At 41.4% G+C, this 18829-nt stretch carries 17 protein-coding genes and 1 pseudogene; 11 read left to right on the top strand and 7 right to left on the bottom strand.

Translation table 11 applies throughout. The annotated features are described in order from the left end of the window. Nucleotides 1–82: 82 nt before the first annotated feature. On the top strand, nt 83–952 hold the full coding sequence (locus tag DXX94_RS02100; RefSeq protein ID WP_116013565.1) for a DUF6279 family lipoprotein: 870 nt from the start codon (nt 83–85) through the stop codon (nt 950–952). Further along, nucleotides 945–1343, top strand: a pseudogene (locus DXX94_RS19625) (VOC family protein). The gene DXX94_RS02100 and the pseudogene DXX94_RS19625 overlap by 8 nt, the downstream one beginning before the upstream one ends. Before the next feature lie 181 nt (nt 1344–1524). On the opposite strand, the gene pyk reads toward DXX94_RS19625, so the two are convergent. Together pyk and DXX94_RS02085 are read right to left on the bottom strand one after the other, a co-directional pair. Beyond that, the gene (gene pyk, locus DXX94_RS02090) at nt 1525–2979 is read right to left on the bottom strand and encodes a pyruvate kinase (RefSeq protein ID WP_116013563.1); all 1455 of its coding nucleotides are present in this window, start codon (nt 2977–2979) and stop codon (nt 1525–1527) included. Between the two features lie 61 nt (nt 2980–3040). Next, complete coding sequence (locus tag DXX94_RS02085; protein ID WP_116013562.1) at nt 3041–3889, bottom strand: MurR/RpiR family transcriptional regulator; 849 nt, start codon at nt 3887–3889, stop codon at nt 3041–3043. Between the two features lie 294 nt (nt 3890–4183). Here DXX94_RS02085 and zwf point away from each other — a divergent pair, with 294 nt between their 5' ends. Genes zwf through DXX94_RS02060 form a run of 5 tightly spaced genes read left to right on the top strand, consistent with a single transcriptional unit; the run spans nt 4184 to nt 9865 of the window. Beyond that, nucleotides 4184–5650 carry a glucose-6-phosphate dehydrogenase gene (zwf, locus tag DXX94_RS02080; RefSeq protein ID WP_116013560.1) on the top strand — a complete coding sequence of 489 codons (1467 nt, stop codon included), beginning with the start codon at nt 4184–4186 and terminating at the stop codon, nt 5648–5650. A 3-nt stretch (nt 5651–5653) separates the two neighbouring features. Continuing rightward, complete coding sequence (gene pgl, locus DXX94_RS02075) at nt 5654–6346, top strand: 6-phosphogluconolactonase (protein WP_116013559.1); 693 nt, start codon at nt 5654–5656, stop codon at nt 6344–6346. Nucleotides 6347–6348: 2 nt separating this feature from the next. Continuing rightward, a complete protein-coding gene (gene edd, locus DXX94_RS02070; protein ID WP_116013557.1) occupies nt 6349–8178 on the top strand; it encodes a phosphogluconate dehydratase in 1830 nt (609 codons plus the stop codon). After that, nucleotides 8178–9203, top strand: a complete 1026-nt coding sequence (locus tag DXX94_RS02065) for a glucokinase (RefSeq protein ID WP_116013556.1) — start codon at nt 8178–8180, stop codon at nt 9201–9203. Before edd ends, DXX94_RS02065 begins: the two co-directional genes overlap by 1 nt. Beyond that, nucleotides 9200–9865, top strand: coding sequence for a bifunctional 4-hydroxy-2-oxoglutarate aldolase/2-dehydro-3-deoxy-phosphogluconate aldolase (locus DXX94_RS02060; RefSeq protein ID WP_116013554.1), 666 nt, complete (start codon nt 9200–9202; stop codon nt 9863–9865). The genes DXX94_RS02065 and DXX94_RS02060 overlap by 4 nt, the downstream gene beginning before the upstream one ends. A 79-nt stretch (nt 9866–9944) precedes the next feature. Here DXX94_RS02060 and DXX94_RS02055 read toward each other — a convergent pair whose 3' ends face one another. The 3 genes from DXX94_RS02055 to gap form a co-directional block, all read right to left on the bottom strand. After that, on the bottom strand, nt 9945–11684 hold the full coding sequence (locus DXX94_RS02055; RefSeq protein ID WP_258872074.1) for a hypothetical protein: 1740 nt from the start codon (nt 11682–11684) through the stop codon (nt 9945–9947). Between the two features lie 3 nt (nt 11685–11687). Then, nucleotides 11688–12218 (bottom strand): hypothetical protein, encoded by a 531-nt coding sequence (locus DXX94_RS19435; protein WP_258872073.1) that lies wholly within the window; start codon nt 12216–12218, stop codon nt 11688–11690. A 205-nt stretch (nt 12219–12423) separates the two neighbouring features. After that, a complete protein-coding gene (gene gap, locus DXX94_RS02050; RefSeq protein ID WP_116013552.1) occupies nt 12424–13419 on the bottom strand; it encodes a type I glyceraldehyde-3-phosphate dehydrogenase in 996 nt (331 codons plus the stop codon). 240 nt (nt 13420–13659) lie between these two features. On the opposite strand from gap, the gene gndA reads away from it, so the two are divergent. Together gndA and msrB are read left to right on the top strand one after the other, a co-directional pair. After that, nucleotides 13660–15183, top strand: a complete 1524-nt coding sequence (gene gndA, locus DXX94_RS02045) for an NADP-dependent phosphogluconate dehydrogenase (RefSeq protein WP_116013551.1) — start codon at nt 13660–13662, stop codon at nt 15181–15183. A gap of 10 nt (nt 15184–15193) precedes the next feature. Further along, nucleotides 15194–15571 carry a peptide-methionine (R)-S-oxide reductase MsrB gene (msrB, locus tag DXX94_RS02040; protein WP_116013549.1) on the top strand — a complete coding sequence of 126 codons (378 nt, stop codon included), beginning with the start codon at nt 15194–15196 and terminating at the stop codon, nt 15569–15571. Between the two features lie 65 nt (nt 15572–15636). On the opposite strand, the gene DXX94_RS02035 is transcribed toward msrB, so the two are convergent. Then, on the bottom strand, nt 15637–16437 hold the full coding sequence (locus DXX94_RS02035) for a DUF2989 domain-containing protein (protein WP_116013548.1): 801 nt from the start codon (nt 16435–16437) through the stop codon (nt 15637–15639). A gap of 168 nt (nt 16438–16605) precedes the next feature. Here DXX94_RS02035 and DXX94_RS02030 point away from each other — a divergent pair, with 168 nt between their 5' ends. Next, nucleotides 16606–18057, top strand: coding sequence for a glyceraldehyde-3-phosphate dehydrogenase (locus DXX94_RS02030; protein WP_116000298.1), 1452 nt, complete (start codon nt 16606–16608; stop codon nt 18055–18057). A 211-nt stretch (nt 18058–18268) separates the two neighbouring features. Continuing rightward, on the top strand, nt 18269–18469 hold the full coding sequence (locus tag DXX94_RS02025; protein WP_116013546.1) for a hypothetical protein: 201 nt from the start codon (nt 18269–18271) through the stop codon (nt 18467–18469). A gap of 33 nt (nt 18470–18502) precedes the next feature. Here DXX94_RS02025 and DXX94_RS02020 read toward each other — a convergent pair whose 3' ends face one another. Beyond that, nucleotides 18503–18829: a TusE/DsrC/DsvC family sulfur relay protein gene (locus tag DXX94_RS02020; protein WP_116013545.1), complete on the bottom strand. Its 327-nt coding sequence runs from the start codon at nt 18827–18829 to the stop codon at nt 18503–18505.

Here is an 18829-nt window from a genome sequence, read left to right as displayed (position 1 = left end):
TATTCTGACTATCGTAGTTTAATTCAACTAACTTCAACACAGATTGTGTTAAATCAATAATTTATACCGAGGGATTGTGTTAATGATGAGCTTCATCAAACGTGGTAAACAGTTTGCAACCGTCATATTTTGTTCTTTATTTTTAACGGGTTGTAGTTTTACTTTCGTTTACAACAATCTTGATTGGTGGGTTGACTGGTATCTAGATGACTATGTTTCTCTGAATAAAACACAGAAAAAAGTGTTTGATGCCAAGTTTAGCGAATTACATGATTGGCACCGAGCGACACAATTAACTGCTTACGCAAAACAATTAACGTCCCTAAAAGAGCAGGTGAACCAAGGCATTACGCCAGAGCAAATCGCTGAGCACTTACAGCAAATGAGGGCTCATTGGGTTAATTTGCGCGAGTATGCAAAGCCAGAGCTGATTGAGCTTACCAGCTTACTAAATCAAGAACAGCGTCAGGATTTATTAGAAGGTATCGCTGAAACTAATCGCGAAAATAGAGAGGAGTATGAGGCAGAGTATCAAAACCTGACACGCGATGAATGGGTTAAAAAAGAATGTGTGGAGCAACAAGAACAATTCAGAAAATGGGTTGGTAAGCTCAATAAAGAGCAAAAAGCTCAGCTTTGTGTTTTGAGTGAAGGGTTTCAATCAACCTATAGCCATTGGTTATCGTATCGTCAGGCTTGGTATCAAGGCTTTAGCCATGCACTTAGTCCTGAGCTAAATAAAGAAACGTATCAGCAATTGTTTGCCGTGCTTATCTCTTCGCCAGATGACTTAAAAAGTAAAGAGTATGTGTCAATACAAACACAAAATAATCAAAACTTTTCCGATATCTTTTATTATATGATGCACAGTCTAACGCCTAAGCAGAAAAATCGTTTTAATAACCGCCTACAAGATTATATCGACGATTTGAACGACTTAGCAGATGATTAGTGCGTTGAATCACATCACCATCGCTGTTAGTGATATAGATCGCTCTTTGCGGTTTTACACAGAAGTGTTGGGAATGAAAGGGGAAGTCAAATGGAATACAGGGGCTTATCTAACACTTGATTCTTTGTGGTTTTGTTTGTCGCTTGGAGAAGTCAAGCCAAGCAAAGACTAAAGCCATATTGCATTTACTATTGCGAAGGATAAATTTGATGCGTTTTGTCAATTAATCACAAAACATAATGTGAAACAGTGGCAGGAAAACACAAGTGAGGGAAATTCGCTTTATATTCTAGACCCTGACGACTACAAATTAGAAGCTCACTGCGGCAATTTAGCAAGTCGATTGTTATCACTAAAAAATTCGCCTTATCAAGGGCGTCAATACCTCTAAATCAGTAATTCAGCTTCTAAAGGGCAGCGCTGAAATTCACCAGTTCTATATTATCAGTATAAAAAAATAATATTAAAAAATTAGTATAAAAAAAAGCGAGTACTTCGTTACAGGTACTCGCTTTTTTGAAAGAAAGAATATTAGCGCAATAAGCCTATTTCATCATGTTTTGATGTGCCGCTCAGTGCTTTAACAAGTCCTTGGTTACTTTAAGCACTTTCATGGTATTTGTTGCACCAACTGTTTCCATTAAATCGCCGTGGGTGAATATGACTTTGTCGTTTTCTTTAAAATCACCGTGACTGATAACAGCTTTTAGCACATCTTTAGTTAACGACTGGTCTGTGCTTTCGGTTGAATCAAATTGCACTGGGTAAACACCACGGTAGATAACCGTTTTCGTTAATGTTTTGTGATGGCGCGAGAGTGAATAAATCGGCAAGCCTGAGGTAATGCGCGACATAATTTTCGATGTTTGACCTGATTCAGTTAAAGCGATAATCGCTTTTACACCTTCTAAATGGTTAGCGGCGTACATTGCTGAAAGTGCTAAGGTTTCTGAAATTTCAGTAAACATTAACTCAATACGATGTCTCGACATGTTTACTGAACGGTGTTGCTCAGCGCCCAAACATACTGCTGCCATTGCAGTTACGGTTTCTTCTGGGTATTTACCAGCAGCTGTTTCAGCTGACAGCATAACTGCGTCAGTGCCATCAAGAACCGCGTTTGAAACGTCCATCACTTCTGCACGCGTTGGCATAGGTTGGCTGATCATAGTTTCCATCATTTGTGTTGCGGTGATCACTACACGGTTAAGCTGACGGGTACGAGCGATAATGTGTTTTTGTTTACCAACTAGGGCAGGGTCGCCAATTTCCACACCTAAGTCACCACGCGCCACCATGACCACGTCTGACGCTAAAATAATGTCATCTAACACTTGGTCGTCGTTAACCGCTTCTGCGCGTTCGATTTTAGCGACTAGTCGAGCGTTGCAGCCAGCTTCTTGGGCGAGCAAGCGCGCTTCTCGCATATCAGCGGCGTCACGTGGGAATGAAACAGCAAGAAAATCAGCATCTAGTTTAGCCGCTAGCTTAATGTCTTTTTTGTCTTTATCGGTTAGTGCAGGCGCCGTTAAGCCACCACCTTGGCGGTTGATACCTTTATTATTCGATAGCGGGCCACCGACAACAACTTCAGTAAATACTGATGTGCCTTGAGTGTTTAGAACTTTGAGTTGTACTCGACCATCGTCAAGTAACAAGACATCGCCACTGCTCACATCATTAGGCAATTCTTTGTAATCAATACCAACTTTTTCTTGCGTGCCTTCACCTTTAAGTAAGGTGGCATCTAACTCAAATTTATCGCCAACGTTTAACTGTATAGGACCGTCTTTAAACGTTGAAACTCGAATTTTAGGGCCTTGTAAATCGCCCAAAATACCAACGTAAATACCAAGCTCAGCTGATAGTTCACGCACCATATTTGCGCGATTGATGTGATCTTCAGGTGTGCCATGCGAGAAATTTAAACGTACAACATTCACGCCCGCTGCCAGTACCTTTTTTAGTGTTTCTTTATCGTCTGTTGCTGGACCTAAGGTAGCAACAATTTTGGTTCTTCTAGGCATTTTTGTGATTCATCCTGTGTAAGTGGCTACTAAAAAAGGCATACCTAAGTATGCCTGTTTTTTATTCTTTGCGTTCAAATCTTGAGCTACGCAGACTGTCTTTAACTTTTTTGAGGTTGTCTCTAAATTTACTGCCACGGCGCAGAGTAAAACCAGTTGCTAAGATATCAACTAGCGTTAACTGGGCAATGCGAGAAGACATTGGCATGTATAAATCGGTATCTTCGGCAACATCGACAGAAAGCACTAAACTACACTCTTTGGCAAGTGGAGAACTGTCAGTAGTAATACCAATTACAGTAGCATCGTTTTCTTTTGCCAGAGCAGCAACTTCCACTAAAGCTTTAGTACGACCTGTGTGCGAAATCACGATAACCACGTCGCCTTGCTGGCTATTAATAGCACTCATGCGTTGCATCAAGACATCATCAAAGTAAACAACAGGTACGTTGAAACGGAAGAACTTATTTAAAGCATCATGTGCGACAACAGCAGAAGCACCTAAGCCGAAAAACGATATTTTGTTGGCTTGTGTGAGTAAATCAACGGCGCGATTAACGGCGGTTGTATTTAAGCTTTTTCTTGCTAACTCTAAGCTCGCCATAGTTGACTCGAAAATCTTTGCTGTATATTCATCAGCAGTATCATCTTCATCGACATGTCGGTTTACATAGGGTGTACCATTTGCCAAACTTTGTGCTAAATGTAGCTTAAAGTCCGGATAACCTTTAGTGTCTAATCGGCGACAAAAGCGGTTAACGGTAGGCTCACTAATATTGGCTTGTTTAGCCAAAGCGGCAATACTTGCGTGAATAACGGTATTTGGCGACGCTAGAATGACTTCAGCAACCTTGCGTTCAGACTTACTAAAGGTGTCTAGCTCGTTAGCGATCTTTTCTAAAATGTTCATATAATTTTTCCAGATCTTTTTTGATAACTGTAATTTATTTTCTCAATAAATAACAGTAAAAATGTAAATTTATTACAATATTTCATTGGATTACTCTTATCTGTCGAAAATAAACCCGATGTTTAATTAATAGCCATTGCTCAGCTGCTATAATTACAAGCGACACATTAAGGCAGCGATTACATACGTATGAAGTGTAGTAAAATTACAGAAAGTTCTTTACTGTGCTTATAAGTAGCGCTAAATTAACCGCAAATGTAGTTTAGTTACAGCATGTAAACTAGAGATTTATATATGAAAAATGCACAAAGCAGCCCAGCAGTTGACGTCGTACTATTTGGAGTACTTGGAGATTTATCACGCAGAAAGTTACTCCCAGCACTTTATCAACTGGATTTAGCTGGCCTGCTTGATGAGAGCACTCGTGTTGTAGGTGTCGCAAGACAAGAACATTCAAACCAAGATTTAGTTGATTTTGCTAAAGAAAACTTAACGCAGTTTGTCAAAGATGGGCTAAATGAAGAGGTACTGAGTCGTTTCTTAGCACGCTTGGTATATCAGCGTTTAGACTTCAAGCAAACAGACAGTTACGTAGACTTAGCGAATACGGTAGCAACAGATAAAGAACGTATTTATTACTTCTCAACACCGCCTGCTATTTATGGTGATATTACCGAAGGCTTACATAAAGCTGACTTAATTCAGCCAAAAGACCGTGTGGTTATGGAAAAGCCAATCGGCCATTGCCTTGAGTCATCTAGAGTTATCAACGACATGGTGTCCAAGCATTTTGAAGAAAATCAGATTTACCGCATTGACCACTACTTAGGTAAAGAAACCGTACTTAATTTATTGGTACTTCGCTTTGCCAATTCCTTGTTTACTAATAATTGGGATCGCAACCATATCGACCATATCCAAATCACCGTCGCCGAAAGTGTCGGTATTGAAGGGCGCTGGGGCTTCTATGATGAAGCTGGCCAGATGCGCGATATGGTGCAAAACCACTTATTGCAAATTCTATCGCTACTAGCGATGGAACCTCCGGCCGATCTGAGTGCTGACAGCATCCGTGACGAAAAACTAAAAGTCATCAAAGCATTATTGCCCATTACTCGCCAGAACATTAAAGAGAAAACGGTTCGAGGCCAGTACACTGAAGGTTTCTTAGCAGGTAAAGCCGTACCAGGTTACCTAGAAGAAGAGGGAGCCAATAAAAATAGCAATACGGAAAGCTTTGTCGCGATAAAGGCAGAAATTGATAACTGGCGTTGGACGGGTGTTCCTTTCTACTTGAGAACGGGCAAACGTATGCCTGCCAAACACAGTGAAATTGTTGTCCACTTTAAAGAGCAGCCACATAACATCTTTAAAGATAGCTATGCTGATTTGCCTGCTAATAAATTAACCATTCGATTGCAACCAGATGAAGGTGTAGAGCTTGAGGTCATGAATAAGATCCCTGGTATCGCATCGCAAATGAACATCCATGAAAATAAGTTAGATTTAAGTTTCTCAGAAACGTATGAAAATGAGCGCGTAGTTGATGCTTATGAGCGTTTGATGTTGGAAGTTATCAATGGCAACCAATCGTTATTTGTACGCCGCGACGAAGTGGAGGCCGCATGGATGTGGGCAGATAGCATTATTGATGCATGGCAAGCGAGCAATGACAAGCCAAAACCATATGCAGCAGGTTCATGGGGACCAGTGTCGTCAATTTCACTGATCGCTCGTGATGATAGACAATGGGTAGAATAATAGATGTATACAATTAATGAATTTGAATCTCGCGCAAAGTTAGACCAAGCGCTTACTGATCAAGTAGCTGAAATTCTAGTTAGTGCAGTAAAGTTAAAAGGTAAAGCAAGCATTGCCGTTTCCGGTGGTTCGACACCAAAAGGTTTTTTTACCGCACTTTCTAACATGGATCTGCCTTGGAAACAAATTACGGTAACGTTAGCCGATGAGCGTTGGGTTGATATTACTGATGACGCTAGCAATACCAAACTAGTTCACGAAAATCTACTTCAAAATAAGGCATTAGACGCTAATTTCTTCCATATCAAACAAGGCGACGAGCTTACAGTTGAAGTACTTTCAGACTTAAACCTTGCTGCAGGCACTACAGTATTGCCGTTTGATGTGTTGATTCTAGGCATGGGTGAAGACGGCCATACGGCGTCATTGTTCCCGTGCAGCAACGAAATCCATTCAGCCTTGTCACGCGATGCCGCACCACTGTTAAAGGTGGTACCGCAAACGGCACCACACGAGCGCATTACCTTTAGCTACGCATACCTAGCGCAAAGTCAAAATACCTTTTTACACATTTGTGGCGATAGCAAGAAAGAAGTATTAGAGAAAGCACTAGCGGACTCTGATACGACGCAAATGCCAATTCGTGCATTTTTGCACCATGAGTCACTTGCGACTCAAGTATACTGGGCGGAATAATGATGAATCCCCAAATTCAAGCGATTACCGAACGAATCATAGAGCGCAGTAAGCCTACACGTCAGGCTTACTTAGATAAAATTGAACGAGCAAAGTCTGACACGGTCCACCGTGCTAGTTTGTCATGCGGCAACTTAGCACACGGCTTTGCTGCGTGTGGCAAAGAAGATAAAAACAAACTAAAAGGCTTAAATCACTCAGATATCGCCATTGTATCGGCTTATAACGATATGCTCTCGGCACATCAGCCGTACGAAACGTATCCAGCGATTATCAAACGGGCAGTGTCTGAAACTGGCGGCGTTGCGCAGTTTGCCGGTGGCGTACCAGCAATGTGTGATGGTGTTACCCAAGGTCAACCGGGTATGGATCTTAGCTTAATGAGCCGAGATGTAATTGCAATGTCAACGGCCGTTGGCTTGTCACACAACATGTTTGATGGCGCGTTAATGCTTGGCATCTGTGACAAAATCGTCCCTGGCTTGTTATTAGCGAGTTTAACCTTTGGTCACTTACCAACAGTATTTGTGCCAGCTGGCCCTATGCCTTCAGGTATTCCTAACAAAGAAAAAGCACGCGTTAGACAACAATTTGCCAAAGGTGAAGTGGGTAAAGAAGAGCTACTAGCAGCGGAGTCAGCGTCATATCACAGTGCTGGTACTTGTACATTCTTTGGTACAGCTAACTCTAACCAGTTAGTCGTGGAAGTAATGGGCTTGCATTTACCGGGTGCATCTTTTGTCGCACCGAACACAGAACTACGTGAAGAGTTAACCAAAGCAGCAGCACGCCAAGTCACGCGTTTAACACAGCAATCAGGTAACTATTTACCTATTGGTAAAATGGTTGACGAGCGCTCTGTCGTTAACGCTATTGTGGCGTTACTTGCCACCGGTGGTTCTACGAACTTAACCATGCATATTATCGCATTTGCAAAAGCTGCCGGTATCATTATTGATTTCCAAGATTTCAATGACTTGTCGGACGCCGTCCCACTGATCACTCGCATTTACCCTAATGGTCATGCCGATATTAACCACTTCCAACAAGCAGGTGGTATGGCGTTGTTATTCAAAGAACTAATAGGTGCTGGCTTATTGCACGAAGATGTAGAGACGATTTGTGGTCGAGGTTTAACACGCTACACCCAGCAACCTTTGCTAGAGAATGGCAAATTAGTATGGGTAGACAGTACTGACGTTTCTGGCGATCCAGAAGTGATTGCAACCACAGAGCAACCATTCAAGCCAGACGGCGGTTTGAAAGTGCTCAAGGGTAACATGGGAACTTCAGTATTAAAAACGTCTGCACTTCGCGATGGCAGTACAGTGATCAAAGCGCCAGCCGTTGTTTTTGAAGATCAACACGAATTAGAAGCTGCCTTCAAAGCTGGTGAGCTTGAAAAAGACTTTGTTGCGGTAGTTCGCTTTCAAGGGCCGAAAGCACGAGGTATGCCTGAACTTCATAAATTAACGCCACCTTTAGGTGTGTTACAAGACAAGGGCTTTAAGGTAGCGTTGGTAACTGACGGTCGTATGTCTGGTGCTTCAGGTAAAGTGCCAGCTGCTATCCACTTGTGTCCAGAAGCACTAGACGGTGGTTGGATCGCTAAAGTACAAAACGGCGACATGATCATGGTTGATGGTGAATCAGGCGAACTAACCTTGTTAGTTGACGAACAAGAATTAGCGCAGCGCCCGTTATCTAAGTTTAATGTTAACGGTCACCATGAAGGTATGGGACGCGAGTTGTTTGGCTTTATGCGTCAAAGCTTGAGTTCAGCTGACACTGGCGCATGTTCACTATTCGGTAATCTTGAGGGTGAGCATTAATGCTCGAAAATGTAGTTAATATTGTCGCCGATATTGGCGGCACTAATTTAAGAATCGGCATTGCCCAGCAAGATGGTTGTTGCGAAGCCTTAACTGTTTACCAATGCGCTAAATATGCAAGTTTGGCTGAAGTGGTTGCTGATTTTATTGAAAAAGAGCAGCTGTCGGGTAAAACAATCAATGCATGTTTTGCAATAGCATGCCCGGTCGAAAATGATCTTGTGGTCATGACCAATTTACCTTGGCAATTTTCAAAAACACAATTGAAATCTGCTCTTGGACTCAACAAGTTACTGCTTATTAATGACTTTACCGCAATTGCCCACGCGATTCCTATGCTGAGTGATGAGCAAAAAGTTCAAATTGGTGGTGGCGAGTCAGTCGCTGACAAGCCTATTTCTGTTTGTGGCCCTGGCACTGGTTTAGGTGTCGCAAACCTAATTCAAGAGCAAGATGCCCAACAGCAAGAAACTTGGTTAAGTATAAGCGGCGAGGGTGGACATGTCGATTTTGCGCCTGTTGATAAACAAGAAATCGACATATTGGAATTTTTACTGACGAAATATCAGCATGTTTCGTATGAGCAGCTGCTTTCTGGCTTGGGAATTGAACAAATATACCAAGCGCTTGCCAGTAAAAATTCCTCGGTTGAGAGCGAGCTAACCGCACAAGATGTTACCTCTCGCGCCTTAGCAAACGAGTGTGAAGTATGTGATCAAGCTTTAGCACAGTTTTGCAAAACACTTGGCAGCTTTGCTGGCAATCTAGCATTAACGCTAGGTAGTTTCGGCGGAGTTTATATTGCTGGTGGCATAGTTCCAAGATTTATAGAGTATTTTAAAAGCAGTGATTTTAGGCAACGTTTCGAAGAAAAAGGCCGTATGTCTGGTTTTAACCAAAACATTCCTACCTATGTGATTACTGAATCTCAGCCTGGAATTTTGGGTGCAACCGCGTACCTTCTTCAAGACAACCTTCAACACGATTTACAAGACGATATACAAGATAAGAAAGAGGCATTATGAAGGATTTAAAAAAATGGCAACTGGCGCCATCTGAGCTATTTGCAATGGGACCAATTGTGCCTGTACTTGTTATCGAGCATGTTGAAGATGCGTTGCCGATCGCTGAAGCGCTAATGGCTGCTAATATTAACGTATTAGAAGTTACACTTCGCACACCTTCTGCGTTGCAGGTTATTGAGACCATTGCTAAGAATTTACCAGATGCTGTGGTTGGCGCGGGCACCGTAACTAACCGTGAATTACTACAAAGATCGCGAGATGCAGGGGCTAAGTTTGCTATTAGCCCAGGGTTAACCAAAGATTTGCTTAAAGCGGGTAATGAAGGTGATATTGCATTAATTCCAGGAATATCCTCGATTTCAGAATTAATGGATGGCATTGACTTTGGCTATGATCACTTTAAGTTTTTCCCCGCGGAGGCATCAGGTGGTGTTAAGGCAATTAAATCCATCGGTGGGCCTTTCCCTAACATCAAGTTCTGTCCAACGGGGGGCATTAACCTAAACAATGTTAACAACTATTTATCTTTAGGTAATGTTGCATGTTGTGGTGGCTCTTGGCTGGTCTCTGACAACATCATTAAGCAAAAAAATTGGACGGCAATTACTGAGCTGGCGCAAGAAGCCTTGGCTCATGTCGAACAAGCTAGCGTTGTTAAATAGCGGCTAAGTTAGTTATTTTAAGATAAAAAACCAGTCGTAATTGACTGGTTTTTTGTTTGGTCAGCCTAAAAGTGTCGGCTTAGTCGCTATTATTGTCCTTAATGTCAATATCGCTAATTGAGATAGTGTTATTCAAGGAAATAACATTTGTTTTGCTGATGCGGTGGCGATATATTTCGCGTAAATAATAGATTGCATTTTTAACGTTATCCAATGTTAAACGGATGTCATTATTTGACGTAAACTGCTTGTTGTCATTAATCAGCTCCCGATACTTCTTCTCATACATCGGCTTAATGGCATACCAGTTAGTGTCGAGAATCTTGGCCGGATTTTCAAACTCCAGTAACAACTTATCGACCTCTTTTACATAGAATTCATCAGCTTTAATAAACTCAATAATTCGCTTGTCTACCGTATCGTCAAATCGATAATTGTCTCTTGCAAAACAACGTTTTATATATGCAACAAAAAGCGTTAAGAAGTCGTCGCTTAGGCAAGGGCTTTTAGCGATTAAAGTTGTTAATGACAAGTTTGCAGAGGCACCAATAACAAGAGCGTAACGTTTTAATGTGGTATTGGGAAATAAATTATTCAGGTGCATTTTTAATTTATTTAAATCCATATACGAAAGCTTATAGTCTTTCGGCAGTGATACGATTGAAACCACAGAAGAGCAGTTTTTATAAAAGTGTAGCTTTTTAAGTACTGAAGCATCGTAGTCATGCTTTTTATAGTGTTCGAGGGCGACACGATATTGATTAGACTCAATAGGTAAAATACTTATGCCTTCAATGGCTTGTGTTTGTTTATTAAAGTGCGGCAGGTCGATTGAGCGATAAAAAAGATCATCAATATCGAGTGATTGTTCATCGGCATTGAATAGCTTTTTACTTTCACCAGAAAGTTCGCTGTCTCCAACCACAGACTCTGCATAAGCAATTGCTACAGGGCCTGCCAAACTCATAAATAAATCATTGGCGTCAAGCCGAATGGTTTCGCCGATATCAATACCCGCGCGTCTAAAATAATTTTCGTCGTAATCTGTGGTGACCGCTTGCGCCGTTAAAATATTGAAAATCTGTTGACTAATATATTGATTCGCGTGTCGTTCCATCGAGTTAACATCAATAAATTGCATGCCGCCATCTTTATCGTTTTGCTCGGCGTAGCGCATGATGTCGTTGGAAATTAACATCATTGCATTCCAAGGCCGTATGAGCGGTATCATGTTAGTAATTGATGTATTTTCGTTATCCATGCTGTACGAGAAATTCCATTCTTCCGAAAGATATTTGCATAACAGGCGGCCTGCGTTGATATGCAGGGCTTCCGACGTTTCGACGTACTGATCTGAAATATTGGGTAAGATACAGATACCGCTAGTAAAAATGGGCTCAAATACAAACGATTGATTGTGACTGGCTAAATCCCGCTCCGACTTTGTATCGAATGTTTTATTCATATACGAATATTGCTGAGCCAAACCAAATTCTGATGCCTTACCAGAGCCTGTGCCACCACCAGCGCTAAAGATGTAAAAATACAAGCGCGATTGGTTGGCTTTAATACCGCATGAATCTATTAAATAAGAGTGAATAAACTTCCAATCTTGATTAGTGAATTGATCGGTATTTTTATTCAGTATTATTTTCGCTAAATATTGTCCGAGAATAGGCGCATTGCCCGCACCGCCCGCATGAACTTCAGACAGATCCATTATTTTGAGCTTGTTGTAATCTTTAAGGAAATTATTATCAAAACCCTTAGAGGAGAACCGAATACGACCTTCGATGTCTTTGTCTAGATCACCAAGCATGACTTAAGGCTCAATAAGGAATACTGGCTTAACTGCTTTAGACGGTTGAATATTAAGGCTGAGCTGAATCCATTTCAGTGGTTTGCTATCATTTTCTTGTGCTTGCAGTTGCGCGTTGTGAAATTCATCTAGATAGTAATTACGAGCATTGTGAACAAGGCAAGCAACATCCAAGGCGATATTTGAGCCACAGCGACCCAAACCAATTAAACAGACTGAGGGAAAGTTTGGTGGTATAAGATCTTCATCTTCCGAAGTATTCGAATTTGGGTAGACCTCACCTCTTAAGTTATCCAAATTTTTAAGTATTAGTGAGACGTCTTTTTCAGTGAAATAATTGTACTTATCGGCGCCAATGAAGTCGCTAGCTTCATTACTGTTCGTTGCAATCGTACGTTTATTCGAAATCGTTTCTTCTTCTCTTGTGGTGGTCGCATTGGAAGAAGGGGAATGAGCTTTAAGTGACTCTCTTGTTTTGCGCTGAGGGGAGTTTACTTGGTTACTGGCTACCTTGCTTGGTTTGTTTTTCTGCATATCTTCCTCTCTGGCTTTGTTCACAACGTTTTGTAAGCACTTTTGCAATGCTTAATAAGACGAGCGAGTTCGCCTATAGCCTGAAGATAGTAGATGAATAGAATAATTGCTTAATAGTTAACAAAAAAGTCGGCGAGTGCCGACTTTTCTAAGTATTAAATTAGCGCAAATCTAACTTTGTTTGACTTGCTTGTTTCGCTGTCGTTTACTTGGCGATGTATGCAACTAAATCGAGTACTTTATTTGAGTAGCCAATTTCGTTGTCATACCAAGATACAACTTTGACGAAGGTATCTGTTAAGGCAATACCTGCACCAGCATCAAATACTGAAGTGCACTTTTCTCCGATGAAGTCATTTGAAACTACTTGGTCTTCTGTGTAACCCAAAACGCCCGCTAGTTCACCTTGTGCAGCAGTTTTCATTGCCGTGCAGATTTCTTCATAACTTGCCGGTTTAGCAAGGTTGACCGTTAAGTCGACAACTGACACATTTGGCGTTGGCACACGAAAAGCCATGCCCGTTAGCTTGCCATTTAATTCAGGAATCACTTTCCCAACGGCTTTTGCGGCACCTGTTGAAGATGGAATAATATTTTGACCCGCACCGCGGCCACCACGCCAGTCTTTTGCAGAAGGACCATCGACGGTTTTTTGGGTTGCCGTTGTAGCATGAACCGTAGTCATCAAACCGTCTGTAATGCCCCAATTGTCATTGAGCACTTTAGCAATCGGTGCCAAACAGTTGGTGGTACAAGAAGCATTCGATACCACATCTTCACCTTGATATTCGCTATGGTTTACGCCCATAACAAACATTGGTGTGGCGTCTTTAGACGGTGCCGACATGACAACTTTTTTAGCGCCAGCTTTAATGTGTTTGCGTGCCGTTTCATCAGTTAAGAACAAACCTGTTGCCTCAACAACTACATCCGCTCCAATGTCATTCCACTTTAACTGCTCTGGATCGCGTTCAGCGGTGACACGAACTGTTTGACCATTTACCACTAAATTGCCATCAACGACATCAACTTGACCGTTAAAGCGACCATGAGTTGAATCATATTTAAGCATGTAAGCCATGTAATCTACGTCAATTAAGTCGTTAATGCCGACAATTTCAATATCTTGGCGTTCTTGCGCCGCTCTAAATACAAAACGGCCGATGCGACCAAAGCCGTTTATACCAACTTTAATAGTCATGTGAATTCCTGAATTTTATTAATGTAGTAAAATTACACCAATAAATAAAAAATACAAGAGTAAAACACTTGGTTATGTAATTTAGTTAAATTAAATTTCGGATTGTTACTAAAAAACCAAGAAAAATTAACAGCTTTATACGTTTTAACTGAAGCGTTATGGAAATTCCCATGATAAAATAGTGGAAACATGGCGCATTGATGCGCCGACATCCACTGTATTAACCCTCGGAATTAGAATATGACACAAGAGAAAGCATTGTGTGACATCGGCTTTATCGGCTTAGGTGTAATGGGTAAAAACCTTGTACTTAATCTTGCTGATAACGGCTATAAAATTGCTGCTTTTGATTTAAGCCAAGAGAAAGTAAATGATGCAATTGAGCAAGACAAGGAAGAAAACAAAACAGATAGCCAACGTGTTTATGGTTGCTCGTCTTACACTGAACTCCTCTCACAACTAAAAGCCCCTCATTTAATTGTTCTTTCTGTTCCCGCTGGTGAGCCAGTAGATCAAGTTTGCGAGAGCTTGATAGGCGCCGGTATTCAACCAGACGATATTGTTATCGATACTGGTAATAGCTTATGGGCTGATACGGTTGAGCGCGAAGAGCGTTACAAAAATCAATTTATTTTATTCTCGTCAGCGGTATCTGGCGGTGAAGTTGGTGCAAGATTTGGTCCTGCGCTTATGCCAAGTGGTTCTCCGTATGCGTGGACTCGCATCAAGCCAATTTGGGAGGCTATCTCTGCCAAGGTAGACCCTAAAACCGGTAAGCCAATTGAGCGTGTTGAGCCAGGCCAAATAATAGAAGGCGGCGACCCATGTGCAGCCTATATTGGCCCAGCAGGTGCAGGTCACTACGTAAAAATGGTGCACAATGGTATTGAATACGCAGATATGCAAATTATCTGTGAAGCGTATCATGTACTACGAAATGGCTTAGGCATGAGCTGCGATGAAATTGCTGATACCTTCGAACAGTGGAACCAAGGTCCATTAGATAGCTACCTAATGGAAATCTCAGTGGAAGTTTTACGTCACAAGATTGAAGAGGAAACACCGCTAGTTGATTTAATTCTGGATAAAGCTGGCCAAAAAGGTACTGGTTTGTGGACAGCGGTAAGTAGTTTAGAAGTAGGGTGCCCGGCGCCAACAATTTCTCAGGCTGTATATGCACGTTCAATTTCTTCTTTCAAAGACATGCGTGTTACCGCATCTGAACTTTTACAAGGCCCTACCCAGAAAACGCTTTCTGATGAAGACAAACAAGCATTTACCATGCGACTACATGACGCGATTTACTGTGCAAAGATTTGTGCATACGCGCAAGGCTTCCAGTTAATGAAACTTGCAGCCAAAGAACATAATTGGACACTAGACTTTGCCAGCATCGCTAAAATATGGCGTGCAGGCTGTATTATTCGTGCTGTATTCTTACAACCAATTACTGAAGCGTTTGAGCGCAACGAAGAGTTAGAGAACTTATTCCTCGATGAATTCTTTGTTGAACAGCTTAATAAATACCAAGCGAACTGGCGTCAGGCGGTTGCTGAAATTACTTTGATGGGTATTCCGGCAGGGGCGTTGTCTTCATCATTGTCGTACTACGATTCAATGCGCTCAGCAGTGTTGCCAGCAAACTTATTGCAGGGACAGCGTGATTTCTTTGGTGCCCATACGTTTGAACGTTTAGATAAAGCAGTGGGTAAGAGGTATCACGTTGAATGGTCATCGCAAGAACGCGCAATTCAAAAAATTTAGTAGGCAGAATATGAGCCAAGATCATTATAAAGATAAATTGAGTCCAGAAGCTTATGCTGTGTGTCGCTTAGCGGCGACTGAACGGCCTTTTACGGGCAAATATAATGATCACTGGCTTGAAGGGAATTACCATTGTGCCTGTTGTGAACGGCCATTGTTTTCGTCAGCAACAAAATTTAATGCTGGGTGCGGTTGGCCAAGTTTTTACGATTGTTTAGATGATAATGTCGCGTACTTGGAAGATTTGACTCACAATATGGTAAGGGTTGAAATTCAGTGTAAGCATTGTGACTCACACCTTGGCCATGTATTTGATGACGGCCCTGCGCCTACGGGTAAGCGTTATTGCGTGAACTCTTTGAGTTTGGTTTTTGAACAAGAGCTTTAGTTCAGACTAATCAAACGACGAATAATAGCTAGCACCTTCGGGAATAGAGAACACCTTTACTGCTCCTAATGGCGTGGAGCAGTAAAGGTACCATCGGTGATCTTATCTAAGGTTGCGCTCGCGACCTTATCGAGAAAGTCAGCATCCAACTTATGGAACTGCGCAAATGCCATTAATCCTTGCTCACTACTATCAATATCTTCAGGATCGTAAAGGGTGAGTATTTTTAGCCAAATATATGCCTGTTTAAACTCCTCTTTATCAGTAAATATTGTCGTAATTGACTTGAATATCTCAGTGTTTACAGGCGAATCATCGGGTTGCAATTCCAATGCATGAAATAGCAGATCTAAGGTTTTATCAGGATCGCGTTTAATATAATAAGTGGCCAAGTTAAATTGTGAAGCCGCGGTTTCTAATGCTTTACTTCCTTCCATCGCTAAAAATTTTGCGAGCGCGCCTTCATTTAAATACCGTGACCAGTGATAAAACAATAACTCGGGGTGTTCAGAGCGCAGTGTTTCTTCACTTAGCTGCTTGATACGCTCTTTTGCTTTTATTGCATTATCAATACGGTTACGTTTTTTGTACTTGAGTTTGATATGTTCTATTTGCGAAGCGTGATCCATACAAGCAGCATACTCTTCGTAAGCGATTAACAAATCGAACTTTTGCTTATCTGCACCTGTCTGTGTAAGTGCGTAGTTGTGATAAATTGTTTTTACACGTTCTTTCTTACACCAAGTATCTTCAATAAACTCTTCGCACATAGCTGGCGATTCTTTGCATATTTTCGCGAGATCTGGTCCTGTATCGCAAGCCATTAGCAGCAAAGGAGAAAGTAGTAGTAAGGGTAAATGCTTCATTTAATACTCAAGTAAACTTGGAAATTTTTATGTAGGTGGTAGCGAAAACTTTCACTGTGCATTACAATGTCCGCCGCATCAAGCAAGTAGCTATTATTAATCATAACGTCATATTAAAACATTGATAATAGTCAAACGATCACTTCATGGAAATATAAGGTTTAAGTAATGACTTCTCATCTTGAGGAACAATATCAAGCAAGCTGGCAAGAGCGCCAAACATTCGCCGAAAATATGTTACCTATTATCAGCCAACTATTCCGCAACAAAGGAATTGAAGTTGCTGTTTATGGTCGTTCTCTCGTTAATGCTTCGGCCATTGATATCGTCAAAGCACACAAGTCTGTCGCATTACACGAAGAAAGTAAATTACGCTTACGTGAGAGTTTCCCATTTTTAGAAGCGTTAACCAAGATGTCATTATCACCAGCGCGCGTTGATATTGGTAAACTTGCTTACAATTACCTATTTTTAGGTGGTGCGAATGGTTTAACGATTGAGCAGTACTTAGAAAAAGAACTTGCTGACAGTTTAGCTGTCAATAGTGAAGAGCCAGCAGCGCAAGATGTTGTGCTTTATGGTTTTGGCCGTATCGGTCGTTTACTTGCTCGTTTATTAATTGAAAAAACGGGCCCTTCGTCAAAATTACGTTTACGCGCCATTGTTATTCGCCCAGGTAAAGAAGGTGATTTAGCGAAACGTGCTAGCTTACTTCGTCGCGATTCTGTACATGGTTCGTTTAACGGTAGTATTACTATTGATGAAGAAAACAACGTTATCAAAGCTAACGGTGCTTTCATTCAAGTTATCTACGCAAAATCACCAGCTGATGTTGATTACACTGCATACGGTATTAACAATGCGCTAGTAGTTGATAATACAGGTATTTGGTCAGACGAAGAAGGTCTAGGCCAGCACTTGCAATCAAACGGTGTGGCTAAAGTATTATTAACGGCACCAGCTAAAGGTGATATCAAGAACATTGTTTACGGTGTAAACCACGATATGATCTTAGCTGAAGATAAAATTGTGTCAGCGGCTAGTTGTACAACCAATGCAATCACACCTGTACTTAAAGCGGTAAACGATAAGTTTGGTATTAAAAACGGCCACGTAGAAACGGTTCACTCGTACACTAACGACCAAAACTTAATTGATAACTACCACAAGTCGCCGCGTCGTGGTCGCAGTGCGCCACTTAACATGGTTATTACTTCTACAGGTGCAGCTAAAGCGGTTGCTAAAGCATTGCCTGAATTAAAAGGTTTGTTAACAGGTAACGCGATTCGCGTTCCTACGCCAAATGTTTCTATGGCAATCATGAATTTAAACCTTAAAGAAGCAACTACCACTGATGGTTTAAATGATTACCTACGTGATATTTCATTAAACTCAGATTTGCAGAACCAAGTAGATTACACAGCGTCAACTGAAATTGTATCAACGGATTTAGTTGGTTCTCGTTATGCGGGTGTTGTTGATTCTCAAGCAACCATTGTTGATGAAGATCGCGCCGTATTATACGTATGGTACGACAATGAATTTGGCTACAGTTGCCAAGTTGTACGTGTTATGCAAGAAATGGCGGGTATCTTTGTACCAAACTTACCCGCAGCATAAGCTTTCATCTATGGTTCACGATTAAAAAAGCGCTTCGGCGCTTTTTTTGTATGTGTTGAAGCTTTAGCTGCCTATTTAAAAATAGTCAAAGTGGTTTTAAGGAAATATTCACTGAGTTAGCCATCATAAATGCTAAAGCTTTGCGTAGTTTTTCCGATAAATAGAACAGGGACACTAACGTGTTAACATTGTCATGTAATGAGAGGTAGTTATGGCTTTAACCATCGGTTCTTCAACACCAGTGAATGTGGATGGCGGAAACGCACTCGAAGTAAAAGGTGCACAGCGAGAAAATAGTCAAACAGAAGTGGAAGGCCAGATCGCTGTTGATCTCATCGAGTCTAGCCTTGCTGGTGGCCAAGTAAGCCCGCCGACAGCGAGCTCGGGTAATAATATTAATATCAGAGTCTAAGTTTTGCTTAAATTGTTCACTGACCTTAGCAAACTAAATACAACGCGCAGGTTTTGGTAAGCCTGCGTATTTTGTTGCTTGTTTTGCAGGCCCCTCGGGAAACAATCGATACAAGTAACGGCTGTTTGCCTTTTCTTCACCGAATTCTTCTTTCATTGCCTTAGTTAGCGCGCGAATTGCTGGCGAAGTGTTAAATTTCACATAAAATTCGCGCACAAAGCGGATCACTTCCCAATGCGCCTCGGTCAACTCTACATCGTCTTGTTTTGCCAATTCAGGTGCGAGTTCCTCACTCCATTGTTGAAAATCGATTAAATAGCCGTGTTTATCGAGTTCTATTGTTTGATTGTTAAATTGCAT

The organism is Thalassotalea euphylliae (assembly GCF_003390375.1).
In the GTDB taxonomy this organism is placed as follows: domain Bacteria; phylum Pseudomonadota; class Gammaproteobacteria; order Enterobacterales; family Alteromonadaceae; genus Thalassotalea_F; species Thalassotalea_F euphylliae_A.
The sequence above is the reverse complement of the archived record's forward strand: the minus strand, read 5'-3'. Positions and strand labels throughout refer to the sequence as shown.